The organism is Pseudomonas sp. 05N431 (assembly GCF_056397005.1).
Map to the genome: position 1 here is coordinate 249,340 of NZ_JBFTMN010000009.1, position 25,174 is coordinate 274,513.

The 25,174-nt window shown below is 59.2% G+C and carries 29 protein-coding genes; 5 read left to right on the forward strand and 24 right to left on the reverse strand.

Going from position 1 to position 25,174, the window contains the following annotated elements; genetic code table 11:
- The first annotated feature begins 63 nt into the window (after positions 1 to 63).
- Positions 64 to 786: a FadR/GntR family transcriptional regulator gene (locus AC1DIG_RS17635; protein ID WP_477768327.1), complete on the forward strand. Its 723-nt coding sequence runs from the start codon at positions 64 to 66 to the stop codon at positions 784 to 786.
- 12 nt (positions 787 to 798) lie between these two features.
- On the opposite strand, the gene AC1DIG_RS17640 is transcribed toward AC1DIG_RS17635, so the two are convergent.
- The 6 genes from AC1DIG_RS17640 to AC1DIG_RS17665 form a co-directional block, all read right to left on the reverse strand.
- Positions 799 to 1,602 (reverse strand): IclR family transcriptional regulator, encoded by an 804-nt coding sequence (locus AC1DIG_RS17640; RefSeq protein ID WP_477768328.1) that lies wholly within the window; start codon positions 1,600 to 1,602, stop codon positions 799 to 801.
- A gap of 62 nt (positions 1,603 to 1,664) precedes the next feature.
- Positions 1,665 to 2,975 (reverse strand): MFS transporter, encoded by a 1,311-nt coding sequence (locus tag AC1DIG_RS17645; RefSeq protein ID WP_477768329.1) that lies wholly within the window; start codon positions 2,973 to 2,975, stop codon positions 1,665 to 1,667.
- 178 nt (positions 2,976 to 3,153) lie between these two features.
- Positions 3,154 to 4,302, reverse strand: coding sequence for a galactonate dehydratase (gene dgoD, locus AC1DIG_RS17650; protein ID WP_477768330.1), 1,149 nt, complete (start codon positions 4,300 to 4,302; stop codon positions 3,154 to 3,156).
- A gap of 63 nt (positions 4,303 to 4,365) precedes the next feature.
- Positions 4,366 to 4,986, reverse strand: coding sequence for a 2-dehydro-3-deoxy-6-phosphogalactonate aldolase (locus AC1DIG_RS17655; protein WP_477768331.1), 621 nt, complete (start codon positions 4,984 to 4,986; stop codon positions 4,366 to 4,368).
- A 9-nt stretch (positions 4,987 to 4,995) separates the two neighbouring features.
- Positions 4,996 to 5,997 carry a 2-dehydro-3-deoxygalactonokinase gene (locus tag AC1DIG_RS17660; RefSeq protein ID WP_477768332.1) on the reverse strand — a complete coding sequence of 334 codons (1,002 nt, stop codon included), beginning with the start codon at positions 5,995 to 5,997 and terminating at the stop codon, positions 4,996 to 4,998.
- Positions 5,998 to 6,218: 221 nt separating this feature from the next.
- Positions 6,219 to 6,701, reverse strand: a complete 483-nt coding sequence (locus AC1DIG_RS17665) for a GNAT family N-acetyltransferase (RefSeq protein ID WP_123583080.1) — start codon at positions 6,699 to 6,701, stop codon at positions 6,219 to 6,221.
- A 107-nt stretch (positions 6,702 to 6,808) separates the two neighbouring features.
- Between AC1DIG_RS17665 and AC1DIG_RS17670 the strand changes: the two genes are divergently transcribed.
- Both AC1DIG_RS17670 and AC1DIG_RS17675 read left to right on the forward strand, forming a co-directional pair.
- Positions 6,809 to 7,456: an HD domain-containing protein gene (locus AC1DIG_RS17670; protein WP_477768333.1), complete on the forward strand. Its 648-nt coding sequence runs from the start codon at positions 6,809 to 6,811 to the stop codon at positions 7,454 to 7,456.
- 138 nt (positions 7,457 to 7,594) lie between these two features.
- Positions 7,595 to 8,467 (forward strand): lipase family alpha/beta hydrolase, encoded by an 873-nt coding sequence (locus AC1DIG_RS17675; protein ID WP_477768334.1) that lies wholly within the window; start codon positions 7,595 to 7,597, stop codon positions 8,465 to 8,467.
- 63 nt (positions 8,468 to 8,530) lie between these two features.
- Here the strand turns inward: AC1DIG_RS17675 and AC1DIG_RS17680 are convergent, their stop codons facing one another.
- The 4 genes from AC1DIG_RS17680 to AC1DIG_RS17695 form a co-directional block, all read right to left on the reverse strand.
- Positions 8,531 to 9,091 carry a DUF1285 domain-containing protein gene (locus AC1DIG_RS17680; RefSeq protein ID WP_477768335.1) on the reverse strand — a complete coding sequence of 187 codons (561 nt, stop codon included), beginning with the start codon at positions 9,089 to 9,091 and terminating at the stop codon, positions 8,531 to 8,533.
- A gap of 17 nt (positions 9,092 to 9,108) precedes the next feature.
- Positions 9,109 to 9,714 carry a DUF4823 domain-containing protein gene (locus AC1DIG_RS17685; RefSeq protein WP_477768336.1) on the reverse strand — a complete coding sequence of 202 codons (606 nt, stop codon included), beginning with the start codon at positions 9,712 to 9,714 and terminating at the stop codon, positions 9,109 to 9,111.
- Positions 9,715 to 9,863: 149 nt separating this feature from the next.
- Positions 9,864 to 10,832: a GTP 3',8-cyclase MoaA gene (locus AC1DIG_RS17690; RefSeq protein WP_477768337.1), complete on the reverse strand. Its 969-nt coding sequence runs from the start codon at positions 10,830 to 10,832 to the stop codon at positions 9,864 to 9,866.
- Between the two features lie 140 nt (positions 10,833 to 10,972).
- On the reverse strand, positions 10,973 to 11,611 hold the full coding sequence (locus AC1DIG_RS17695) for a TetR/AcrR family transcriptional regulator (RefSeq protein WP_019689364.1): 639 nt from the start codon (positions 11,609 to 11,611) through the stop codon (positions 10,973 to 10,975).
- Between the two features lie 79 nt (positions 11,612 to 11,690).
- Between AC1DIG_RS17695 and AC1DIG_RS17700 the strand changes: the two genes are divergently transcribed.
- The gene (locus tag AC1DIG_RS17700; protein ID WP_477768338.1) at positions 11,691 to 12,824 is read left to right on the forward strand and encodes an aminotransferase class V-fold PLP-dependent enzyme; all 1,134 of its coding nucleotides are present in this window, start codon (positions 11,691 to 11,693) and stop codon (positions 12,822 to 12,824) included.
- Positions 12,825 to 13,063: 239 nt separating this feature from the next.
- Here AC1DIG_RS17700 and AC1DIG_RS17705 read toward each other — a convergent pair whose 3' ends face one another.
- The 13 genes from AC1DIG_RS17705 to AC1DIG_RS17765 form a co-directional block, all read right to left on the reverse strand.
- On the reverse strand, positions 13,064 to 13,852 hold the full coding sequence (locus AC1DIG_RS17705) for a TatD family hydrolase (RefSeq protein WP_477768339.1): 789 nt from the start codon (positions 13,850 to 13,852) through the stop codon (positions 13,064 to 13,066).
- A gap of 12 nt (positions 13,853 to 13,864) precedes the next feature.
- Positions 13,865 to 14,221, reverse strand: a complete 357-nt coding sequence (locus tag AC1DIG_RS17710) for a PilZ domain-containing protein (protein ID WP_477768340.1) — start codon at positions 14,219 to 14,221, stop codon at positions 13,865 to 13,867.
- Between the two features lie 42 nt (positions 14,222 to 14,263).
- Complete coding sequence (locus AC1DIG_RS17715; RefSeq protein ID WP_477768341.1) at positions 14,264 to 15,250, reverse strand: DNA polymerase III subunit delta'; 987 nt, start codon at positions 15,248 to 15,250, stop codon at positions 14,264 to 14,266.
- Positions 15,243 to 15,875: a dTMP kinase gene (gene tmk, locus AC1DIG_RS17720; RefSeq protein ID WP_145015475.1), complete on the reverse strand. Its 633-nt coding sequence runs from the start codon at positions 15,873 to 15,875 to the stop codon at positions 15,243 to 15,245. Before tmk ends, AC1DIG_RS17715 begins: the two co-directional genes overlap by 8 nt.
- A 19-nt stretch (positions 15,876 to 15,894) precedes the next feature.
- Positions 15,895 to 17,079, reverse strand: coding sequence for an endolytic transglycosylase MltG (gene mltG, locus AC1DIG_RS17725; RefSeq protein ID WP_477768342.1), 1,185 nt, complete (start codon positions 17,077 to 17,079; stop codon positions 15,895 to 15,897).
- Positions 17,080 to 17,082: 3 nt separating this feature from the next.
- Entirely contained in the window at positions 17,083 to 17,898 is an 816-nt protein-coding gene (pabC, locus tag AC1DIG_RS17730; protein ID WP_477768343.1) for an aminodeoxychorismate lyase, read from the reverse strand.
- Complete coding sequence (gene fabF / locus AC1DIG_RS17735) at positions 17,898 to 19,142, reverse strand: beta-ketoacyl-ACP synthase II (RefSeq protein WP_477768344.1); 1,245 nt, start codon at positions 19,140 to 19,142, stop codon at positions 17,898 to 17,900. The genes pabC and fabF overlap by 1 nt, the downstream gene beginning before the upstream one ends.
- Positions 19,143 to 19,252: 110 nt before the next feature.
- A complete protein-coding gene (acpP, locus tag AC1DIG_RS17740) occupies positions 19,253 to 19,489 on the reverse strand; it encodes an acyl carrier protein (RefSeq protein WP_003175607.1) in 237 nt (78 codons plus the stop codon).
- 197 nt (positions 19,490 to 19,686) lie between these two features.
- Entirely contained in the window at positions 19,687 to 20,427 is a 741-nt protein-coding gene (gene fabG, locus AC1DIG_RS17745) for a 3-oxoacyl-ACP reductase FabG (RefSeq protein ID WP_007997043.1), read from the reverse strand.
- Positions 20,428 to 20,444: 17 nt separating this feature from the next.
- Positions 20,445 to 21,383, reverse strand: coding sequence for an ACP S-malonyltransferase (gene fabD / locus AC1DIG_RS17750; protein WP_427528472.1), 939 nt, complete (start codon positions 21,381 to 21,383; stop codon positions 20,445 to 20,447).
- A gap of 126 nt (positions 21,384 to 21,509) precedes the next feature.
- Positions 21,510 to 22,520 carry a phosphate acyltransferase PlsX gene (plsX, locus tag AC1DIG_RS17755; RefSeq protein WP_477768345.1) on the reverse strand — a complete coding sequence of 337 codons (1,011 nt, stop codon included), beginning with the start codon at positions 22,518 to 22,520 and terminating at the stop codon, positions 21,510 to 21,512.
- 3 nt (positions 22,521 to 22,523) lie between these two features.
- On the reverse strand, positions 22,524 to 22,706 hold the full coding sequence (gene rpmF, locus AC1DIG_RS17760) for a 50S ribosomal protein L32 (protein ID WP_003179396.1): 183 nt from the start codon (positions 22,704 to 22,706) through the stop codon (positions 22,524 to 22,526).
- A gap of 13 nt (positions 22,707 to 22,719) precedes the next feature.
- Entirely contained in the window at positions 22,720 to 23,247 is a 528-nt protein-coding gene (locus AC1DIG_RS17765) for a YceD family protein (RefSeq protein WP_008152342.1), read from the reverse strand.
- Between the two features lie 105 nt (positions 23,248 to 23,352).
- Between AC1DIG_RS17765 and AC1DIG_RS17770 the strand changes: the two genes are divergently transcribed.
- Entirely contained in the window at positions 23,353 to 23,931 is a 579-nt protein-coding gene (locus tag AC1DIG_RS17770) for a Maf family protein (RefSeq protein WP_477768346.1), read from the forward strand.
- Positions 23,932 to 24,180: 249 nt separating this feature from the next.
- On the opposite strand, the gene AC1DIG_RS17775 is transcribed toward AC1DIG_RS17770, so the two are convergent.
- Positions 24,181 to 25,170 (reverse strand): S49 family peptidase, encoded by a 990-nt coding sequence (locus tag AC1DIG_RS17775; protein WP_103317666.1) that lies wholly within the window; start codon positions 25,168 to 25,170, stop codon positions 24,181 to 24,183.
- Positions 25,171 to 25,174: the final 4 nt, after the last annotated feature.

Here is a 25,174-nt window from a genome sequence, read left to right on the forward strand (position 1 = left end):
CGCCTGATAGAGGCGGCAGCGATGTTATGATGCCGCGTATTTCGTCAGAGCAGCGCCCCTGTCATGGATCAGCAGTCCCCCAAGCCACGCAAGAGCATGCATGCCCAGATCGTCCAGGAACTGGGCATGCACATTGTCTCCGGACGCCTCAAGCCGGAAGAACGATTGCCCCAGGAAGCAACGCTGTGCGAGACCTATCAGGTCAGTCGGTCGGTGCTGCGCGAAGCCACCCGGGTGCTGAGCGCCAAGGGCCTGGTGTACTCCAAGCCACGGGTCGGCGCGGTAGTGCGCCCACGCTCGAAATGGCACTTGCTGGATCCCGACGTGCTGTCCTGGCTGATGCAGTCGACGCCTCACAGCGAGTTCTTCAATACTTTGTCGGGCGTGCGCCGAATCCTTGAACCAGAAATCGCCGCCATGGCCGCCACCACGGCGACCGACGCCGACATCGCGATCATCGAAAGAGCCTACCAGGCGATGGAAACGGCAACGACCCACGAGAACCTCTTGCAGGCGGACCTGGATTTTCACCATGCGATCGCCGACGCGACCCGCAACGACTTGCTCGCCTACATGTGCAACATGCTGTCGCTGCCGCTGCGCGAGTCAATCAGTATCACCAACCGGCGCCCCGACATTCAAAGGCTCAGCCTGCCCCGGCACAAGGCGATACTGACCGCCATCAAGAATCGTGACGCCCTCGGTGCCCGGCATGCCTCGCTGGTGCAACTTGACGATACCCGTGTCGCCCTGGATACCGTGATGAATGTCCTTACCCCGCTGTAACGCAGGCCCGGCTCAGGCCTTGGCCCCCAACTCGGCGGAAAGCCGGGCGGCGACCTGCTTGATCAGCGGAATCAGCTCGGCCATTTTCTCCAGCGGCATATAGGGTACGGTACTGGCGATGCTGATCCCGGCGACGATTTGCCGGCTGGCATCGCGTACCGGCGCCGCGACACAGCGGATCGACGGTTCATTATCTTCCAGGTCAAAGGCGTAGCCGCCCGCCACATACTCCAGCATGCGCTGCTGGAATTGCTCCCAGGATGGCTCCGGGCGCTGTGGCCATAACTGGTTTTGCCCGCCCGCCGGCAAGCTGATCCGATACAGGCGCAGCCACTCCTGCGGTGAGTCATCGAGCATCAGCGCCTTGCCGATCCCGGTGCGCGCCAAGGGCATGCGATGGCCGACCCGCGAACGCATTTCCGGACCATTGCGCCCGGGATTCTTGTGCAGGTACAGCACGTCGTCGTCTTCACGAATCGCCAGGTGAATGGTATCGCCGGTCAACACCGACAACTCGTCCAGATACGGTGTGGCCAGGGTCACCAGCGGCAGCGCTTCGCGCGCCTGGAAACCCAGCTCGATCAGCTTGGGCCCCAGCAGGTAACCGATTTGCGGCACGACCCGCAGATAGCGCTCCTCCACCAGGCAACTGGCCAGCCGATGGGTAGTGCTGCGGGTGGTACCGATCAGCCGGGCAATTTCCTTGAGGTCGCGAGCACCACTGGCCACGGCCTGAACCACCCCCAGGCCGCGTAGCAGCGTCTGGGTACCTGTCGGCGCGGCGTCCTTGGCGTTTTTTGCGACGTCTTCCTGCATATCTGGCCTTCAACAATCAGCGAGGGAACCGGCGGCATTATGGTCGCCCGGTCTTGCGCTTACTAGAGTTCGATCCGCGCTACCTTGCCTACCAGCAACACATAGGACAGGGCGCCAATCAACGCCAGCGCGGCGATGTAGGTGATTGCCGGGGCGAAGGAGTCGCCGCTGGCGAGAAAGCCGATCACGATCGGCGTGGCGATCGCCGCCAGATTGCCGATGCAGTTGAACACCCCGCCCGTCAGCCCCAACAAGCGTGCCGGTGCCAAGGTCGAGACCAGCGACCAGCTGATCGAAGCCAGCCCGTTGCCGAAAAACGCCAGCGCCAGGAAGGCGATCACCCACGGCGTCGATTCGACAAAGTTGGCACCGATGATCGAGGTGGAAATCAGCAGCCCGCCAATGATCGGCAACTTGCGGGCGAAACCGATCGTCGCGCCGCGGCGGATCAGCCAGTCAGAGAAAAACCCCGAGCAGAGCACGCCAATGAACGCCGCGAGAAACGGCAGCGACGCCAGCAGGCCGGACTTGATGAAGTCCATGCCGCGATATTTCACCAGATAGGTCGGAAACCAGGTCAGGAAAAACCATAACGTCGAATTGAGGCAGAACTGTCCGAGGTAGATGCCCCACAACTTGCGTTGGCTCAACACGGTGCCCAGGTCCGTCCAGCTGAACGGCGCCTTGCGCCGAGCCGTCTCGGCCTGGATATCGACCAGCCCGCCGCCCTCACGGATGAGCTCGACTTCGGCCAGATTGGTCCCCTTGAAATCCCGTGGCTCGCGATACACCGCGTACCAGACGGCCGCCCAGAGAATCCCCACCGCACCGGTGCTGACGAACACCATGTGCCAGCCGTATTGATGTTGCAGCCAGGCCAATACGGGCGTCAGAAAGGCCAGCCCGACGAACTGCCCGGAGGTATAGAAGCCGATAGCGGTCGCGCGCTCACGCTCGGGAAACCAGGTGGTCACCACCCGGCTGTTGATCGGGTAGGCAGGCGCTTCCAGAGCGCCCACGGCCATGCGCAAAACGAACAGCGCGATGAAGCTGGCGGCGAAACCGAGCATCACCGTGGCCACCGACCACAACAGCAGCGCGACGCTGTAGAGGATGCGCGGCGGCACCCGGTCCACCAGCCAGCCACCGGGGATCTGCATGGCGGCGTAGGTCCAGCCGAACGCCGAGAAGATCAGCCCGACATGAATCGGATCGATACCCAGTTCGCTGGTCAGCGCCGGGGCTGCAATCGACAGGTTACTGCGGTCCAGATAGTTGATCACTACGGTGATGAACAGCAGGACCATGATGAAAAAACGCTTGCGGCTCGGCGTCACCAACGACGCCTGCCCGGTGAAAGTCTCGGGATGCATGGGGTGCCTCTTCTTATGATTATTGAGGGCGATACAAAGACTTGTGTTGATACCTTGTGGGAGCGAGCTTGCTCGCGATTGGGCCGACGCGGTATGCCTGAACATCCTCGCTGCACATGCCGCCGTCTTCGCGAGCAAGCTCGCTCCCACAGGGGAACGGTGTTGGGTCAGACCACTATTACCACTCGGCAAAACTGCCATCGGCATGGCGCCAGATCGGGTTGCGCCAGCGGTGGCCGATGGCGGCGCGCTCAATCACGTATTCCTCGTTGATCTCGATGCCCAGGCCCGGGCCGTTCGGGATCTTCACGAAACCCTGGTCATAGTCGAACACCCGCGGATCCTTGACGTAATCCAGCAGGTCATTGCTTTCGTTGTAATGGATGCCCAGGCTCTGTTCCTGGATAAACGCGTTGTAGCAAACCGCGTCCAGTTGCAGGCACGCCGCCAGGGCAATCGGGCCTAACGGGCAATGCAATGCCAACGCCACGTCGTAGGCTTCGGCCATATTGGCGATCTTGCGGGTTTCGGTGATACCGCCGGCATGAGAGGCATCCGGCTGGATGATGTCGACATAGCCCTCGCTGAGCACCCGCTTGAAATCCCAACGGGAAAACAACCGCTCGCCCAGCGCAATCGGCGTGCTGGTCAGCGGCGCCAACTCTTTCAATGCTTCGTAGTTTTCGCTGAGTACTGGCTCTTCGATGAACATCAGCTTGTAGGCGTCGAGCTCCTTCATCAGCACCTTGGCCATGGGCTTGTGCACTCGGCCATGGAAGTCCACGCCGATGCCGACATTCGGTCCCACCGCATCACGCACGGCAGCGACGTTGGCCAGCGCCAGATCGACTTTTTCGAAGCTGTCGACGAATTGCAGCTCTTCGGTGCCGTTCATTTTCACTGCGGTGAAACCACGCTCGACGGCGTCCCTTGCAGCCCTGGCGGTGTCGGCCGGCCGGTCTCCGCCGATCCACGAATAGACGCGAATCTTGTCACGCACCTGGCCACCCAGCAGATCACTGACCGACACGCCGAGGGCTTTACCCTTGATGTCCCACAGCGCCTGATCGATCCCGGCCAGGGCACTCATGTGAATCGCGCCACCACGGTAGAAACCGCCGCGATAGAGCACGGTCCAGATGTCTTCGATATTGCGCGGGTCTTTACCGATCAAGTAATCCGAAAGTTCTTCCACCGCCGCAGCGACGGTATGGGCGCGACCCTCGACCACCGGCTCGCCCCAACCAGTCACGCCCTCGTCGGTTTCGACCTTGAGGAAGCACCAGCGCGGCGGAACGATGAAGGTCGTCAGTTTGGTGATTTTCATCTTCTGCTCTCTTTTTATTAATGCAGTCTTGATGGATGCAGCGCACGCGGCGCCAGACAAATCTCAGCGCAGCGCGTTCCAGGCCGCGACATACGCCCTGGCCCGAACGGCTACATCCTCAGGCGTGAGTCCCGGCTTGAACAACCCGGAACCCAGGCCAAAGCCTTTGACGCCTGCCTCGACAAACGCCTGCATGTTGTCTGGAGTAATCCCGCCTACCGGCAGCAGCACCGTCCCGGCCGGCAGCACTGCCAACCAGGCCTTGACCACCGCCGGGCCCATTTGCTCTGCCGGGAACATCTTCAAGACATCCGCGCCTTCGGCCAGTGCGGCAAAGGCTTCGGTCGGCGTGGCAACGCCAGGCGACAAGTACAAACCCGCCGCCCTGGCCGCACGCAACACGTTGGGATCACTGTGAGGCATGACGATCACCTGACCGCCGGCCGCCTTCACTTGCAGGACCTGTTCCGGGGTCAACACCGTACCGGCGCCGATCAGGCAATCGGCGGGCAAGATGCTGCGCAGGATGCGGATGCTTTCGTACGGTTCAGGGGAGTTGAGTGGTACTTCAATGACGCGAAAACCGGCCTGAAACAACACCTCCCCGATGGCCGCAGCCTCTTGCGGGCGCAGGCCGCGAAGGATTGCGATCAGACCGTTTTTCGCCAGTGCTTGCTTGAGCATGTCAGACCTCTAGTCGGGTTGAACGGAAGCAGTTTTACCGAGCAGCCCGGCCGCGACCGCCAGTTGCCACAAACCGCGTTCGGTGGCTTGTTCGGCCAAGGTCACATGAAAAAAACCGCAGGTTGCGAGGGCTTGTTGATAGCGGGCACAGAGTTGGGCATTGCCGATCAGAACGATCGAAGGAAGCTTTGCGCTGTGGCGGCGATGACGGTGCACCGTTGCCAGCGCGGACAACTCATGACCAATCAATAGGCCAGACAAATAGTCCGGTTGCGCTGTAGCACTGAGCTCGCCGGTCAGGCCAAGGCTGCGTGCACTGAACAACGTCGACAGCGGACCGATTTCACCGTCCGCCGACAACGCCACCTGCACGCCGCGATCAAAGACCTCGCTGTCGAAGGCTGCGCCGCGCTGTTGCGTGCGCCCGAGAATGCTGTGCTCGCTGAGCACTGCGAATAGCTCGCCAGTCATGAACGTGTCGAAATGAGTGATACAGCCTTCGACCACTTCGACCCATTTCGAATGGCTGCCTGGCAGGCCGATCAACAGGTTGTCCCCTGCCCCGGCTGGCAGGTTTTGCAGCACGCCAAGGACCTGGGTTTCCTCGCCACGCATCACATTCGGCAGCCGCGAGCGCTCAATCACGCCGGGCACGATATGCACATCGACACCGCGCAGGCTGCGCACGGTTTGCAGGGAAGTGCCGAGGTTGGCCACATTCGCCGGAGTATCGCAGTAAGCCGCTTCACGCCAGCCCTGCGCACTGCCGACCATGCCACAGGCAATCACCGGCAGGCCGGGCTGTGCATCGAGCCAGTCACCGCAGGCCTCGTCGAATGCCAGTTCAAATCCGTCGGTGCACAACTGGCCGGCGATCACCCGCGGCGCTTTCGGCAACTGCATGATCCCCGATGCGAGCGAACGCTGATCGAGGACGCCACCATTCGGGCCGAGCTTGTACGCACGAAGGGACGTCGTCCCCCAATCGAGCGCGATCAATTGCGCCAGCATCGCTTCACCTGTTTTGTTTTTGGTAGTGAGTGAGCTGGACTATAAACCTGGATACACACATATCTCAATATATAAATATCATTCCCATATATTGGGAATTTTTTGAATTCAAATATGGTTTTGAGCACTCTCGACCCAAAAAAAATCGCAGCCTTCGGCAGCTCCTACGAATCGGTGTAGGAGCCGCGAAGGCTGCGATCTCTGACAGATGCCGCTAGCGATCAATTGCCCTCGGCAAACTCCCGCAACACCGCCCCATCCATGCGATAACGCACCCACTCTTCCTGCGGCTGGGCGCCGAGGGATTTGTAGAAGTCGATGGCCGGGGTGTTCCATTCCAGCACGCTCCATTCGAAGCGGCCGCAGTCGTTGGCGCAGGCGATTTTTGCGAGGTGGCGTAGCAGTTGTTTGCCAGCGCCGCCACCGCGTTGTTCGGGAGTGATGTAGAGGTCTTCGAGGTACAGGCAGTTGCTGCCCAGCCAGGTCGAGTAGCTGAAGAAAAACACCGCGAAGCCAATCGGCAAACCGTCGCGCAGGCAGATCAGGCCATGGGCGGTAGCGCCTTCGCTGAACAGGCTGCGCTCGATGTCGGCGACACTGGCGATGACTTCATGCCGGGCGCGTTCGTAGTCGGCGAGTTCGGTGATGAACGCGAGAATTTGTGGCGCATCGCTGGGGGTGGCCGGACGGATTTCGATCGACATGGACGTGCCTTGTGAACAGTTGAAACCGCCATACTATGTCGGCGATCAGCGCTCGTCACATGTCACTTCAAAACTTAATCTACGGGCGTCGCCACAAAAGGATTGTTATGAGCCTCGTTGCCTTCGCCCCACTGCAAAATCTCGCCTCGACCTTGCTGCCCCACGCGCTGGAGCCATCCGAGGATGGCGCCCACGACCTGTCGCACTTGCAACGGGTATGGTGCAACGTTCAGCGGATTCAAACCGAAGAAGGCGGTGACCTTGAAGTGCTGCTGGCCGCGGTGTTGCTGCACGACTGTGTGGCGGTGGAAAAGAACTCGCCGCTGCGTTCTCGGGCATCGCGGCTGGCGGCGGAAAAAGCCTCGTCGATCCTCAACCAGCTGGATTGGCCTACGCATAAAAGCGCGGCAGTCGCTCACGCCATCGAGGCCCACAGTTTTTCAGCGAACATCGCACCGACCACGCTTGAAGCAAAAATACTCCAGGACGCCGATCGCCTCGACTCCCTTGGCATGCTCGGCGTTGCGCGCACGTTTTACATCGCCGGACGCATGGGCAGCACGCTCTATGATCCACAGGATCCCACGGCGACATCTCGAGAGTACGACGACAAGCGATTCTGCCTCGACCACTTCCAGACCAAGTTGTTGCACCTCGCCAACGGTTTCCAGACACCGACCGGCAAGCATTTGGCTCAGTTGCGTCATGAACGCCTGAAGCGCTTCATGGACGAATTCATCGAAGAAATCGGCTGACCGTCCAGCACGACCTGAAGTCATTGCCCCGCCCGGAGCAATTTGTACCATCGCGCTTTGTAAACTACGGTTAGCCGCGACAGATCAAGCAGTCAATAGCATCTGTTCCACTTGAATCCGCTATCGACAGGTATAAGCATGAACATGGATGCGTCTACGCAATACCCGATTGTTTTGGTTCACGGCCTTTTCGGCTTCGATACGATTGCCGGTTATCCGTACTTCTTCGATATCAAGGAAGCCTTGGAACACGCGGGCGCTCGAGTGTTTGCCGTCAATATCCCAGCCGTCAACGGCAATGAGGAGCGCGGTGAAAAACTGCTCGAACAGGTCAACCGCATTTTGCAGGAAACGGGCGCCGCCAAGGTCAATCTGATCGGCCATAGCCAAGGCCCCCTGGCCGCACGCTACGTAGCAGCGCTGCACCCGGAAAAGGTCGCGTCGGTCACCTCTGTCAGTTGCCCCAATCACGGCTCCGAGATTGCCGACCAATTGCACAAGGCACTGACACCCGGAGAGTTGCCCGAAGCGTTCGTGCTGGCCTTGTTGAGCGCGGTCGGCACGTTCATTTCGCTGATCAGCGGCCACCCGCAAAACCCTCAGGACCCTCAAGCGGCTTTCGAATCACTGACCAGTGCAGGATTGGCTGAATTCAATCGCAAGTACCCGCAAGGAGTACCGAAGGTCTGGGGCGGTGAAGGCAACGAAATCGAAAACGGTGTGTATTACTACTCCTGGAGCGGGATCCTGCAGAATTTCCAAACCCCGCAAATACTCGATCCAACCCACATCAACTGCATTGTGCTGTCGAAGTTATTTTATAAAGAGAAACACGCCAATGACGGGCTGGTCGGCCGATACAGCTCGCACTTGGGGAAAGTGATTCGCTCGGATTACCCCATGGACCATTTTGACGCGGTCAATCAAATGGCCGGGATCACCAGCTGGAACGTGAGCCCGGTCAGTCTCTATCTGGAACATGCCGCCCGGCTCAAGAGCAAGGGTTTGTAAGCCCATCAGCCATGGCCCGGTTTAAATACCGGGCCATTTTCCAGAGCACAGAAGCACTTCGCGTTACGGCTCAAGCCCGATAGGGAAAAACTCGCCGCCGCTCCAGACTCCCAACCAGCGCTGCCCGTCGATTTCGCGGGTCACGGCCAGTTCGACCAGTTGATAAAACACGTTGCGATGGATCAGCGCTTCTAGATTAGTGCGTACATGCACGTAAGGTGCAGGCTCCTGGGTCAGCGGATCGATCACTACCCGCAATGGGTGCTCGGCACCCGCCTCGGTTTGCTCATCAACATTGGTGGTGAAGCGCAACAGCTGGGCTTCGCCCTCGCCTTCAACCTCCAGCGTCACGGCAATGAAAGGCGCATCATCGACCTTGATCCCGACCTTCTCGACCGGAGTAATCAGGAAGTAATCATCGCCGTCGCGGCGAATGATGGTGGAGAACAGCTTGACCATCGGCTTGCGCCCGATCGGCGTGCCCAGGTAATACCAGGTGCCGTCGCGGGCGATGCGCATGTCGATATCGCCGCAGAAGTCGGGGTTCCACAAATGGACCGGTGGCAAGCCTTTGGACTTGGGGATTTGCCCCAACAGATCATTAGCTTTTTGCGGACCATTCATGTTGCTCTCCTGGTGAGTTACTGATCGCTCATGCCCAGCAGGCTACGAGCGTATTGCGCAAGCGGCTGAGCGATCAAGTCTTCTGGCTTGTTGTCGTGGAACGTCAGTAAACCGCCACGGCTCTTGATTCGTGCAGTATCGATCAAATACTGGGTGCTGGTCTCGATCAGCATGATCTGAATCACTCCACTGTCGATCCCCAGGCGATCCACGGCGCCCTGATCGAGCAATTCATCCGAGTTGCCGATACGGTCGTCGGCCTTGGCAAAACGGGTGTAAAGCAAGTAATGCGCGCCAGCCGCACGCGCCTCGCCCATGGCGGTGTCGAGACCTTCGGGGGCGCGAGCACGGCGAACCATCGGGAAATATTCGATGAAACCGTTGAAGGCTTCTTCAGCGACCACGTTCGGCCGCGGATAGGCACTGCCCGGCGGTGCAAAAGCGCCTTGGGCAATGTAGATAAACGAGTCTGGCTGAATGCGCAGATTATTCACACGACGGCTGTCGCTGTGATCAAGCAGACCAGAGTCGCTCATGTGGTAGCGAACCCCTTCGCCCATGTCGCTGACATTCATGCAGCCACCAAGCGCCAAAAAGGCCAGCAGCAAAACCAGGCTACGCATCCTACCCTCCAGAGGCCGGTGACGGAAAACCGGCGAATGTCGGCAGGATGCAGCTTCCGCGCCAGCTCATGAACTGTGGTGTGCCAGATGGTTTTCAGGGGATTAGGAGATCGCTATCGCGGGCAAGGCTTGCCCGCGATGAGGGCAGGCTAGCCGCCGATAATCTTCATGATTGTTGCGCCACCAGAGAACGCCACTTCCTGCTTGTCTCCCAGAGCTTTCACCAGCAGACGCTGGAGCGCCGGCAACGCTTGATGACGGGGTTTGTCCAGAAGGTCACCGACATAGTGGCGGTTACTCGACGACAGGCAGCCATGCAGCCAGCCAGTGGAGGACAGCCGCAAGCGTGAGCACGTGCGGCAGAACGGCACGCTTTCATTGGCGATCACGCCGAAATAGCCGCGCCCCGGAATTTCGTAGCGCACCGCCGTGGCATCCACCGGCGCGTCGGCCTGTAGGTACTCATAACGCTCACCGATCAGGCCCAGCAACTGCTTGAGGCTGACAAACTGCTGCAGGAATGCGTTCGAGTCGCTGGCCAGATGGCCCATACGCATCAGCTCGATGAAGCGCAATTCATAACCGCGTTCCAGGCAATAATCGAGCAACGGCATCACTTGATCGAGGTTCTGCCCGCGTAGCGGCACCATGTTGACCTTGATCTTCATGCCCGCTGCGCGGGCCTGGTCCATGCCGTTGAGCACCGTCGCCAGATCACCACCGCGCGCAATGCTGCGGAACGCATCGGCGTCCAGGGTATCGAGGGAAACGTTGATCCGCCGAATGCCGGCGTCCACCAGCAAGGGCAGTTTCTTCGCTAGCAGTTGACCGTTGGTGGTCAGGCTGATGTCGGCAAGGCCCATCTGCCCGACAGCCTTCATGAAGGTTTCCAGCTTCGGGCTCACCAGCGGCTCGCCGCCGGTGATGCGCAATCGCTCGATGCCCGCAGCTTCGATCAGGTAGGCAACGCCGCGCGCCATGGCCTCGGCCGACAGTTCATCCTGCGCAGCCACCAGTCGCTTGCCATTGGGCACGCAATAGGTACAGGCGTAGTTGCAGGCGGAGGTCAGACTGACCCGCAAATTGCGGAAACGCCTGCCTTGTCGATCAACGATCATGGATCACTCCGGCGGAAGTAGATTCGGAAGCGCTAAAACTTGACTCACAAATCAAGTTTTAGCAATACCTAAGCCTGAGTATATTCCTGGGGCACTGCGCCATACAGAGAAAACATGGCGCAATAAGGCATCTGAATGGTTCAGCTGCTCGGCGTGTCGGTATCGCGCTTGCGCTTGTTGCCCATGCGCACACCGATGTCCATCAGGAACTGGAAGAAACCTTCCTGATCTTCCAGCACATTGCTCCAGAACGGCGAGTGATACAGCGCGACAGCGCCGTGCACCAGCGCCCAGGATGCGCAGTAGTGGAAGTACGGCGGCACGTCTTCAAGCTTGCCTTCGCTGATGCGGCCCTTGATCAACAAGGTCAGGCGTTCGAAGTTGGAGGCGCGAATCTTGTGCAGCTCCTCGACCATCTCCGGCACCTGATTGCCCTTGACCACCTTCTCTTCCAGACGATCGAACAACCGGTAACGTTGTGGATCGCGCATGCGGAATTCGAAGTAGGCCCGGGACAGGGCTTCCTTATCCTTATCGACATCGGCAGAGTGCAGCAGCTCGTTCAGGTCACGCTCGTAATCGAGCATCAGGCGCAGATAGATCTCCGCCTTGGACTTGAAGTGCTTGTAGATGGTGCCTTTGCCGATACCCACGGCATCAGCGATCATCTCGACGGTGACACTGTCTTCACCTTGTTCGAGGAACAGCTTGAGCGCGGTGTCGAGAATTTCTTGCTCGCGGCGACGAAACTCACGGACCTTACGAGGTTCTTTATGCATAAGAAAAGGTCTGTAGGGGTCAAAATACGAAGCCGCGTATTATGCCTAAATTGCGCCAAATTGCACGGATCATCCGACCATGACTATGTTTCTTGATGAATTTGTACAGGCTCCGGGCCTGCGTTATTTGAATCATGCGGCCGTTGCACCCTGGCCAAATCGTGCCGCCGCCGCGGTGACACGCTTCGCTCAAGAGAACGTTTTACTGGGCGCGCGGGACTATTCGGACTGGATGGCACTTGAACAACGGCTGCGTGAACGGCTGACGCGCCTGCTTAACGCACCGTCGACGGATGACGTGGCGCTGGTCAAAAATACTTCTGAAGCATTGTCTTTTGTCGCCTTCGGACTGCCATGGCAAAGCGGCGACCAGATCGTTATCAGCGATGAAGAATTCCCTTCCAATCGCATCGTCTGGGAAGCATTGGCGGCACAAGGCGTGGAAGTGGTGCAGGCCAGCCTCACAGGCGATGACCCGGAAGGTGCCCTGTTGGCAGCCTGCGGACCGCGCACCCGCTTGATGTCGGTGAGTGCAGTGCAATTCGCCAGCGGTCTGCGCCTCGACCTGCAACGCCTGGGTGCCGGCTGCAAACAACAGAACGTGCTGTTTTGCATCGACGCCATCCAGCAACTGGGTGCCCTGCCCTTCGACGTCCAGAGCTATCAATGCGACTTCGCCATGGCCGACGGCCACAAATGGCTGCTCGGACCAGAAGGCCTGGGGGTGTTCTATGTGCGCAGCGAACTGCGTGAACAACTGAAACTGCACGAATTCGGCTGGCACATGCTCGAACACATGGGCGATTACACTCGCACCGGGTGGGAACCGGCCAAGAGTGCACGACGCTTTGAATGCGGCAGCCCGAACATGCTCGGGGCAATGGCGCTGGAAGCCAGCCTGTCGTTATTGGAAGAAGTCGGCATGGAGCAAGTCGCCGCACTGATCGCCGAGCGAGTGAAATGGCTGCAGGACGGCCTGAGCGCAATTCCCGGCGTCAGACTGCATAGCCCGCTGAATCCGGCCCGGCGCGGGGGGATCTTTTCGTTCAGTATCGATGGCATCGATAATCAGGCCGTTTACGAGGCCCTGAAAGCCGAGCAGGTGGTCTGCATTCCGCGCGGCCCAGGCATTCGCTTTTCACCGCACTTCTACACCGAAAAACGCGTGATTGACGAAACTGTCGCCATTGTCGCGTCAATCGCCAAGCAGTGAGAACTCAAGCGAAGCGCCTGTATTCCAAATATGTTTAAGAAACAGCAGGGGCAAACTGGACTCGGCGCAATAGTGATCAATACTTGAACTGTCGGCGTGGCATCTCCCCCAAGTGTTGCGCCGATGAAGGTACCAAAGGACCGCGTACCTTTGTTTTACTCCTAATGGTCTTAACCCGGATTCACCCCCCAGAACCCGGGTTTTTTTTGCCTGCGATTTGAGCGATCAGTTCGATCCTGTCAAATCGGCTTGACGTGCGCCAACGGGAACAGTCGCTTGAAGTTCTCCGTAGTCTGCTCGGCAAAGCGCTCGTAGGATTCGCCCCGCAACATGGCCAGAAACTCCGCCACATCCCGCACGTATTGCGGAAGGTTCGGCTTGCCGCGATGAGGAATCGGCGCCAGGTACGGTGAATCGGTCTCCACCAGCAGGCGGTCTGCCGGCACTTGCCGGGCCACATCGCGCAAGGCGTCGGCATTGCGGAACGTCACGATCCCCGACAACGAAATATAGAACCCCAGATCCAGCGCAGCCTTGGCCATGTCCCAGTCTTCGGTGAAGCAATGCAACACCCCGGCCTGCGGCAATGCCGCCTCACGCAATAACGCCAGCGTATCGGCGCGGGCGCCACGGGTGTGGACAATCACCGGCTTGCCGGTCTGCCGGGCCGCTTGCAGGTGCAAACGGAAAGACTCCTGCTGCAATTCGGCCGCTTCTGGCTCGTAGTGGTAGTCCAGACCGGTTTCACCGATTGCCACCACCCGCGGGTGATTGAGTTCCTGCAGCAGCCAGTCCAGCGCCGGTGCGGCGCCCGGCTGAACATCCAGCGGGTGCACGCCCACCGAACAATCGACATCGTCGTAACGCTCGGCCAGGGCCTTGACGTCCTTGGCGTTGTCGACACTGACGCCGATACAAAGAAAGTGCCCTACCCCGCGCTGACGAGCAGCGGCAAGCGCCGCATCCAGCGAGCCGTCGTGTGCGGCGAGGTCGAGACGGTCAAGGTGACAATGGGAATCTACGAGCATAAAAGACGGCAACTACATCGTATGAGTGGGACGATCGGACTTCAGGGCTCCGACCAGGTAGGTTTCGATTCGGCTTCGGGCGGTGTCGTCGCCTTCATTGAACTGCACGCCGACACCGGCGGCGCGATTCCCCTGAGCACCTTTGGGGGTAATCCAGGTCACTGTACCGGCCACCGGAATTTTTTCCGGCTCATCCATCAAGTGCAGCAGCATGAATACCTCGTCGCCCAACTTGTAGCTTTTGTTGGTAGGGATAAACAGACCGCCGTTCTTGATGAACGGCATGTAGGCCGCATAAAGCACGGATTTGTCCTTGATGGCCAGGGACAGGATGCCGTTACGCGGGCCCGGGCTGACGAGTTCATTCATGCTGACCTCCATGGCTGATGATCAGAGTCTAGGCACAGATGCTCACTTCGGGGCAGGCAAGGACACCCATTGCACCAACAGCGCTTCCAGCAATAACGCCGGATTGAGGTTGGCCTTGCTCATCACTTTCTGCCGCTGGGCGAGAATCCAGTCCTGAATATTCAAGACTTTCTCCTGGGCGGCTTTCTGCGCAAGGTATTGAATCACTTTGCGCATGTCCGCCAGGCCGAGCCCGGCTTCGTCCTGAGTCAGCTGATAACGCAGAATCAGGCTCGACCAGTCGCAGAACCAGTCGAACAGCTGCAACATCGGAATGGATTTCCACTCTTCGGCCAGTTGCGTCGGCGACTGTTGCTGCTTGAGCAACTTCTTCACGCCCTCGACGACCAGCGCACGCTGCTCACGCACGCCCTGCCCTTGCAGCTTGACCGCCGCCAGCGGCGAACCTGCGGCCAGGGTCAACAGTTCGACACGCTCTTCTTCCGTGCAATCGGGCAAGGCCTTGGCCAGCCATTGCAGGCTCATGGCTTCACTCGGCAACGGACAGGCCTGTTGCACGCAACGACTCTTGATGGTCGGCAGCAGACGGCTGCTCTGGTGACTGACCAACAGCAACACGGTATCGCCCGAGGGTTCTTCGAGGCTTTTCAGCAAGGCGTTGGCGGCGTTGATGTTCATCGACTCGGTGGGCTCGATCAGCACGACTTTGCGCCCGCCCATCTGCGCGGTCTGGACCACGAAGCTGACCAGATCACGCACCTGATCGACCTTGATTGCCTTGTCGGCTTCTTCAGGTTCCAGGATGTAGTTATCGGGGTGGCTACCGGCCTTGAGCAGCAGGCAGGATTTGCACTCGCCGCAGGCGCCCTCTGCAGTTGGATGCTGGCAGAGCAAACTGGCCATCAGCCGCTCGGCCAGCGCACGCTTGCCGATTCCGGCCGGGCCATGCAGCAAATAGGCATGGGCGTGCTGGGGGCGACCGGCCAGTTGCTGCCAAAGGCTGTCTTGCCACGGATAGGCTTCAGCCACGGGCCAGCTCCAGCAGACGCGGCAGCAAGGCATCCAGCGACTGCTGAACCTGTGCCAACGGCTGCGAGGCGTCCACCAACAGGTAACGCGCCGGATCAGCCTCGGCACGCTTCAGGAACGCGCTGCGCACCGCCTCGAAAAACACTCGCCCCTCAAGCTCGAAACGGTCCAGTCGACCACGAGCACTGGCACGCGCCATGCCGATTTCAATCGGCAAGTCGAACACCAGCGTCAGGTCCGGGCGCAGATCGCCTTGTACGAAGGTTTCCAGGGTCGCAATACGCTCAAGCGACAATCCGCGACCACCGCCCTGATAGGCGTAAGTCGAATCGGTAAAGCGGTCGCACAACACCACCGCGCCCCGCGCCAGGGCCGGGCGAATGACCTCGGACAGATGCTGCGCTCGCGCCGCAAACACCAGCAACAGCTCGGTATCCGGGTTCATGACCTCATCGACCGGAGCCAGCAGCACGTCGCGGATCCGCTCGGCCAGCGGCGTGCCGCCAGGCTCGCGAGTCAATACGACTTCGATACCCTTGGCGCGCAGACGCTCGGCCAGGTATTCGCGATTGGTGCTCTTGCCCGCGCCTTCCGGGCCTTCCAGAGTAATAAACAAGCCAGTCACAGGCAGTCCTTAGTCAGAGTCATTGCGGGCTTTGCGGCTCATCGGCACTCGGTGCCGGAGTGGCAGCTGGAGCCGGTTGCGATGACGGTAATTGCGGTGTCGCCTCCGGTGCCGTCTCGGGCGATGCCGGAGGAGTCGGTGCCTGCGTATCAGGCGCCGCAGTTCCGTTGGCCGGCGCCGGGCTGGAACGGTAATCGGCGCGTCGTTTGATCTGGAACTCGCGCACAGCACTGTTGTGGGCATCGAGGTCGTCGGAGAACACGTGACTGCCATCACCGCGCGCCACGAAATATAAACTGGTGCCGGACACCGGATTCAGCGCCGCATGAATCGCCTCACGACCGACCATGGCAATCGGCGTTGGCGGCAACCCGGCGATCATATAGGTATTGTAGGGTGTCGGTTCTTTCAGATGGGCGCGGGTCAACTTGCCGTTGTAGCGATCACCCAGGCCATAGATCACCGTCGGATCGGTTTGCAGCAACATGCCGATCTGCATGCGCCGCACGAACACTCCGGCAATCTGCCCTCGCTCTTGCGGCACACCGGTTTCCTTCTCGACCAGCGAAGCCATGATCAGCGCTTGATAGGGTTCGGTATAGGGTGCGTCAGGGGAACGCTTGTTCCACTCTTTTGCGAGGACGTCGTCGAGGCGCTCGTACGCTTTCTCCAGCAGCTCGGCGTCGGTCATGCCCCGCACGAAACGATAGGTGTCCGGGAAAAACCGGCCCTCCGGAAACACTCCGGCGTGACCGAGCTTGTTCATCACGTCGCTGTCGCTCAGCCCCGCGAGGGTTTGTTCGAGCTTGTCATTTTTTGCCAGCGCCGCACGGACCTGATGGAAATTCCAGCCCTCGACCAGGGTCAGGCTGTATTGAACCACTTCACCGCGCTGCCAAAGACCGATCAAGCCTTGTGCGCTCATGCCCGGCAGCATGCGGTATTCACCGCTGTGCAGCGGCTGCGCGGCAAGGTTCAAACGCCAGTACAGGCGCAGCCAAAAGGCGTCCTGAAGCACGCCGTCGGTTTCGAGGCGATTGAAGGTCCCGGACGGTGTCGCACCGTTCGGTACATCCAGTAACTCTTCCTGAGTAATCTTGAGTGGCTGCTCCAGCGCCGAGTTGATCTTCCAGGCCGAAGTGCCCAGCAGTAGCCCCGCCAGAACCAGTCCGGTTTCCAGCAGCAGCAAGAATTTACGTCTCACGAATCAAGCATCCAGTAGCGCGCGGGCAATGCGTTGCAGTTTACGGGTGAGCGACCCAACCGGCCAGCTCAGTGCAGCATAAGCGCGTACCGGCCAGATGCCGTACACACTGTTGCAGACGAAAACTTCATCAGCCTGTTGCAACTGATCAAGGCTGATGTCAGTGACATGCGTGACAATCCCCAACCTCTCGGCCTGGGACAAGAGTTCGGCGCGCATCACTCCGGCAACGCCGCAACGACTCAGATCAGCCGTCAACAACGCGCCATCACGCACCAGGAACAGATTGCTGAAAACACCCTCGATCACCCGCCCCTGAAGATCCAGCATCAAGCCTTCGGCGTGCTCGGTATCCTGCCATTCGGAACGGGCAATGACTTGTTCAAGGCGATTGAGGTGCTTGAGGCCGGCAAGTAGCGGCTGCTCGGAAAGTCGGGTGGTGCAGGGAAACAGCCTGATACCTTGCTGCGCATGGACAGCAGGATAAGCGGCAGGAGGATTGCCTTGCAGAATACGGCGCGGCGACACCGAAGGATCGGCCGCGTAACCACGCTGGCTGTCGCCACGGGTCAGGATCAGCTTGAGCACACCTTCGCCAAGGGCGGTGGCGTAGGTCAGTAGCTCACTGCGAATCAATGCGTGATCCGCGTTAATTGCCAGACGCGAGCAGCCATCGGCCAGGCGACTCAAATGTCGATCCAGCAGCAATGGCTGCCCGCCTTTGACGGCGATGGTCTCGAACAGACCATCGCCATACGCCAGGCCGCGGTCTTTTAGCGACAGTGCGTCAGCCGGCTGACCGTCGACCCAGCTTTCCATCAATCAGCGAACCGGCGGAACACCAGCGAGCCATTGGTACCGCCAAAACCGAACGAGTTGGACAGCACCACATCGATGTTCATGTCGCGCGCAGCGTGCGGCACGAAGTCGAGGTCGCAGCCTTCATCCGGCTCATCAAGGTTGATGGTCGGTGGCGCCACCTGGCCGTTGATTGCCAGCACACTGAAAATCGCTTCGACCGCGCCCGCCGCACCCAGCAGGTGACCGGTCATGGACTTGGTCGAGCTGACCGCCAGCTTGTAGGCGTGATCGCCAAACACCGACTTGATGGCGCAGACTTCGGCGAGGTCGCCTGCCGAGGTCGACGTACCGTGGGCGTTGATGTACTGGATCTGGTCGACGTTCAGCTTGGCGTCACGCAGCGCGTTGACGATGCAACGTGCGGCGCCTGCGCCATCGGCCGGCGGCGAAGTCATGTGGTACGCATCGCCACTCATGCCAAAGCCGATCAGCTCGGCGTAAATGGTCGCACCACGCGCCTTGGCGTGCTCCAGTTCTTCAAGCACCAACGCACCGGCACCGTCGGACAACACGAAGCCATCACGGCCCTTGTCCCATGGACGGCTGGCGCGGGTCGGCTCGTCATTGCGGGTCGACAATGCACGAGCAGCGCCAAAGCCACCCATGCCAAGACCGCAAGCGGCCATCTCGGCACCACCGGCAATCATCACGTCGGCTTCGCCGTAGGCAATATTGCGCGCCGCCATACCGATGCAGTGCGTACCCGTGGTACAGGCTGTCGAAATGGCGTAGTTAGGCCCCTGCGCACCCAGATGGATGGACAGGAAACCGGAAATCATATTGATGATCGAGCCCGGCACGAAAAACGGAGAAATCCGCCGTGGTCCCGAATCATGCAGCGTGCGGCTGGTTTCTTCGATATTGGTCAGACCGCCAATACCCGAGCCCATGGCTACGCCGATGCGTTCACGATTGGCGTCGGTGACTTCCAGGCCAGCGTTACGCACTGCCTGAAACCCTGCTGCCAGACCGTATTGAATGAACAGGTCGAGTTTGCGAGCTTCCTTGACCGACAGGTATTCCTCGACATTGAAGCCCTTTACCGAGCCGCCAAAACGGGTGGAATAGGCAGAAAGGTCGGTGTGTTCGATCAGACCAATGCCACTGCGGCCAGCCAGAATGCCCTGCCAGCTGCTCGGCACATCCGTGCCCAGTGGCGACAACATACCCATACCGGTGACTACGACGCGTCTACGCGACACAGCACTCTCCTTTTTTCAAATGACGACTTTGCATCAGGCCTAAAGGAAAAAACCGCACGCCGTGATGGCAGTGCGGTTTTTCCATGACAGCTAACAACGGCTACAAACTATTACGCCTGGTGGCTAGTAACGTAGTCGATGGCAGCTTGTACAGTAGTGATCTTCTCAGCTTCTTCGTCAGGAATTTCGGTCTCGAATTCCTCTTCCAGAGCCATCACCAGCTCAACGGTGTCAAGGGAGTCGGCACCCAGGTCTTCAACGAAGGAAGCAGTGTTCACAACTTCTTCTTCTTTAACGCCCAGTTGCTCAGCAACGATTTTCTTGACGCGCTCTTCGATGGTGCTCATACCTTGTTTTCACTCCTAATGGACAAATTCAGGCAGCTGGCCAGTGGGTAAGTGTATAGAAAGGCTTTTCAGTTTTTCAACTGAAAGCTTCACTCCTCAAACCCTGACGACCCTCTGCCTATAAATAGATTGCAGCTTTATAACGGATTTTAGACAGCTCGTATGACATTTTTTTGAAGCAATCCGTCACATTTGAATTACATGTACATCCCGCCGTTCACCGGGATTGTAGCCCCAGTAACGTAAGCCGCACCGTCCGACGCAAGAAAAGCGACCACGGACGCGATCTCTTGAGCTTGCCCCAGACGGCCCAGCGGAATTTGCGTCTGCAAGGCTTCACGCTGCGCTTCTGGCAGTTCGCGGGTCATATCGGTATCGATGAACCCTGGAGCCACCGAGTTGACCGTAATCGAGCGCGAACCCACTTCACGCGCCAGAGCACGGCTGAAACCTTCCAGACCTGCCTTGGCGGCTGCATAGTTTACTTGGCCTGCGTTGCCCATGGCACCCACAACCGAACCAATACTGATAATTCGACCCCAACGCGCCTTGGTCATGCCACGCAAAACGCCCTTGGACAGGCGAAACAGGCTGTTCAGGTTGGTATCGACGACATCATGCCACTCGTCATCTTTCATGCGCATCATCAGGTTATCGCGGGTGATACCGGCATTATTCACCAGAATCGCCGGCGCACCGAACTGCTCCTGAATGCTCGCCAGCACGGCCGCTACGGACTCGTCGCTGGTGACATTGAGCTCAAGACCGGTGCCTTGAATACCGTTTTCTTTCAGCGTGGCCGCAATGCGCTCAGCGCCCGAAGCGGAAGTCGCGGTACCCACCACGATAGCGCCCTGACGACCCAGTTCCAGTGCGATAGCCTGGCCAATACCACGGCTCGCGCCGGTAACCAGTGCAACTTTACCTTGCAGACTCATGCAGGCTTCTCCTAAGTTCAGGCCAACGCTGCACGAGCAGCAGCGAAAGCATCCGGGGTGTTCAGATTAGAGGTCGACACGCCTTCGGCGCAGCGCTTGTTCAGGCCAGCCAGGACTTTGCCCGGACCGCATTCAACCAGTTGAGTAGCGCCTTTGGCGGCCAGCGCCTGGACCGACTCAACCCAGCGAACCGGCTTGTAGAGCTGCTCAAGCAGATCGCGCTTGAGGGTTTCCAGGTCCGGCGCCACATCAGCGCTGACGTTCTGCACCAACGGGATTTGCGGAGCCTGCCAGTTGATCGCAGCGATCGACTCGGCAAAGCGCTCGGCAGCCGGGCGCATCAGCTCACAGTGCGACGGCACGCTGACCGGAAGCGGCATGGCGCGCTTGGCACCACGCGCCTTGCAGCCTTCGATGGCGCGCTCGACAGCGGCCTTGGCACCAGCAATCACGACCTGACCCGGCGAGTTGAAGTTGACCGCGCTGACGACTTCGCCTTGCGCAGCTTCGGCACAGGCAGCCAGCACATCGGCGTCATCCAGGCCGAGAATGGCGGCCATACCGCCCTGCCCGGCCGGCACCGCTTCCTGCATCAGTTGACCGCGACGCTCTACCAGCTTCACCGCATCGCCCAGACTCAGGCTGCCGGCCGCGACCAGCGCGCTGTATTCACCCAGACTATGACCGGCAACGTACGCCGGACGTGCGCCGCCCTCAGCCAGCCACAGACGCCACAGGGCAATCGAAGCGGTAAGAATCGCCGGTTGGGTTTTGTCGGTTTGATTGAGCTGCTCTTCCGGCCCTTGCTGGGTCAGTGCCCACAGGTCGTAACCCAGGGCATCGGAAGCTTCTTTGAAAGTTTCGAGGATCAACGGATGTTGCGCGCCCAACTCGGCCAGCATGCCGAGGGACTGCGAACCCTGTCCTGGAAAGACGAATGCGAGGGATGCAGACATGTAACAAGCCCCTAATGATCTTGTCGTCGGAGAATTAACGTCCTGTACTGCTGGACGCAAGAAACTGACAGTTGGATGGCTAATTGAACTGAGCGGTCACATTTAAGCATTGTCGAGCGAAAATGCCTAAAGCAACAAATCCTCGAGTCGACCGTGAAGCCGCTGCGGCAGGTTCTCCTGAATCTCGATCAAGGCACGCTGAATGGCACTCTGAAAGCCCTGCACACCGGCCGAACCGTGACTTTTAACGACGATCCCCTGCAAACCGAGGAAGCTTGCGCCATTATGTCGCGCAGGCGCCAGATCGGCCTGCAAGCGCTTCATCAGCGGTAACGCCAGAGCCCCGACCATTCTCGAGGCCAGGTTTTGCTTGAACAACGCCTCGATCCGCCCGGCGATCATGGTCGCCAGCCCTTCGCTGGATTTGAGCAGGATATTGCCGACAAAACCGTCGCACACCACCACGTCAGCCTCGCCGCGGTACACGCCATCACCCTCGACGAAGCCGATGTAATTCAGCCCGCGAGCATTTTGTAGCAGCGTGGCCGCCAGCTTGACCTGTTGATTGCCCTTGATGTCTTCGGTGCCGATATTCAGCAACGCGACCTTCGGACGAACAATACCCAAGGTTTCCGCCGCCACCGAACCCATCACCGCGAACTGGAACAGGTGTTCGGCACTGCAATCGACATTCGCCCCCAGATCGAGCAACTGGCAATAACCACGTTGCGTCGGGATCGCCGCCACCATGGCCGGCCGATCGATACCCGGCAAGGTCTTGAGCACATAACGCGACAACGCCATCAGCGCACCGGTATTGCCGGCACTGACACACGCCTGAACCTTGCCCTCACGCAACAACTCAAGCGCCACCCGCATCGAGGAGTCCGGCTTGCCGCGCAGGGCCTGGGAAGGCTTTTCGTCCATGCCGATCACATCACTGGCCGGCACAATCGTCAGGCGCGCGCGATCCACAGCCGACTGGCTGGCGATCAATTCTTCTAAAAGGGAGGGTTGACCGACGAGGGTCAGGTGCAGCGAGGGCGTAGCAGACAGACAAGCAAGGCTTGCCTGAACAATGCTGCGGGGACCGAAGTCCCCGCCCATTGCGTCAATCGCGATGACTTGAGCGGACAAGGATTACTCGTCAGCGCCCTTGTCGATCACTTTACGGCCACGGTATACGCCTTCTGGCGATACGTGGTGACGCAGGTGAACTTCACCAGTGGTCTTTTCTACGGACAGAGTGCTTGCCTCGAGAGCATCGTGCGAACGACGCATGTCACGGGCGGAGCGGGATTTTTTGTTCTGCTGAACAGCCATAATTGATTAACTCCTAAACGTTTGGGTCACGCTTTAACTGCGCCAATACACTGAACGGGTTGGACCGCGTTACCTCGTCCTCGCTCGGTTCGGGCTCATCGAGACCCGCCGGCTGCTGGCATTCTTCCGGATGATGAGCAGGCACAATGGGCAAGGCGAGCAGAAGCTCCTCCTCGATCAGTGACTGCAGATCCAAAGGATCTTCGCCCAGTTCCAGCACGTCATAACCTTTCGGCAACGACTGGGTATTCGCACCCTCCTTTACCACAGCATAACTGCATTCGCTGTGAATCGGCAGGGTGACCAGCTCAAGACAACGCTGGCAAACCATTTTGACTTCAGTGTCGATAAAGCTGTGGATGACCACAGATTTACGTTCATCTCGTTCAAAAACGAATTTAGCCTGCACCGTACCGACAGTGTCGGAAAGCGGGTCGCAGAGTCTCTCCAAATCGGCCAGCAGCATTTCACCTTGAAGGGTGGTGCCACGATCAGCCAATTTGCGCGGGTCAACGTGAGGTGGAATCGGGTCATTCAACATAGGCGCAGCATTATAGGGATGCCCCCAGCCATGTCAAAGGAAATTCAGTCCTGTCCGTCACTTGGAAGCCCCGCTAGAATTTGCGACTGACTTTTGGAGAGCCGTATGCTGCCTTTATTACTTGCTTCAAGCTCGGTCTATCGCCGCGAATTGCTGACCCGCTTGCAACTGCCATTTACCTGCAGCTCACCGGATATCGACGAAAGCCATCAACCGGAAGAGTCAGCCATCGAACTGGTAAAACGCCTGGCCCGCGAAAAAGCCCAGGCACTGGCCGGCAGTCATCCCGCCCATTTGATTATCGGCTCGGACCAGGTCGCCGTGCTCGACGGGCGGATTATTGGCAAACCGCACACGTTCGAGAAGGCTCGCGATCAATTATTGGCCGCCAGCGGTGCCAGCGTGACCTTCCTGACCGGCCTGGCAGTGCTCAACAGCCAGACCGGCCATTGCCAGCTCGACTGCATCCCCTTCACCGTCCACATGCGCAAGCTGGATCAGGCGCGCATTGAACGCTACCTGCGCGCCGAACAGCCCTACGACTGCGCTGGCAGCTTCAAGGCCGAAGGACTGGGCGTGAGCCTGTTTCAAAGCACCGAAGGCCCGGACGCCACCAGCCTGGTCGGCCTGCCACTGATTCGCCTGGTGGACATGCTGCTGGCAGAAGGCGTGCAGATTCCCTAAAGATAAAAACCGGCCACGCAGACCTAATGCCGATCAGTTAAGCGAACACAAGGCTTGAAACAACAAAGATCGAATGTGGGAGCGAGCTTGCTCGCGATGGCGGTTTTACATTAGACATCAATGTTAACTATCCCACCGCTATCGCGAGCAAGCTCGCTCCCACACCAGATCTGCTTCGCCTTACGGAAGGTAGCCCTTAACTGACAAGCACTAGCCACGCGGGCCGGTTTTTTTTGTATTGCCCGAGAATCAGCGCAATGCCGGCCCATGAAAGCCCATCCACATGGCCAACTGCTCAGCCACGCTGGCGCCGAGTTTTTTCGAGAAGCGGTCGAACGCCGACTCTTGAATCGTGAAGTCGACCAGCTCTTTCTCGCCGATTACGTCACGCGCCACCGAACTGGCGCTGCCCAAACCATCGATCAAGCCCAATGGCAGCGCCTGCTCGCCCGACCAGACAAGCCCGGAGAACAGCTCCGGATGCTCTTTGTCTTTCAGGCGATCGCCGCGGCCCTTTTTGACACTGTTGATAAACTGCTGGTGAGTGGTATCCAGAACGCCCTGCCAGAACTTGATCTCATCCGGTTTTTCCGGCTGGAACGGATCGAGGAACGACTTATGCTCGCCCGACGTATAGGTCCGACGCTCGACTCCGAGTTTTTCCATGGTCCCGACAAACCCGTAACCGGCCGCCGTCACGCCAATCGAACCCACCAGGCTCGCCTTGTCGGCGTAGATCTGGTCCGCCGCGCTGGCGATGTAATACGCCCCCGAAGCCCCCAGATCGGAAATCACCGCATAGACCTTGATCGCCGGATGCAGGGCACGCAGACGACCGATTTCATCGTAGACATAACCCGACTGCACCGGACTGCCGCCCGGACTGTTGATTCGCAGCACGATGCCCTTGACCTTCGGATCCTCGAACGCGGCGCGCAAACCGCCGACAATGTTGTCGGCACTGGCCGACTCCTTGTCAGCGATCACCCCGGTCACTTCGATCAATGCGGTGTAGCTCGACCCGCGAGTCGCGCTTTTTTCAATATCCATCAATGGCGTGAAGAGGACCAACGCGATCAATAGATAAACAAAGGTCAGCAGCTTGAAGAAAATCCCCCAACGCCGTGAGCGACGCTGCTCTTGCACCCCGGCAAGCAGGGTTTTCTCGAGCAGCTTCCAGCTCTTGTCTTCGCCATCTTCGGCACTGGCCTTGGCTGGCGCCTTCCATTCGTCGGTCATTCCA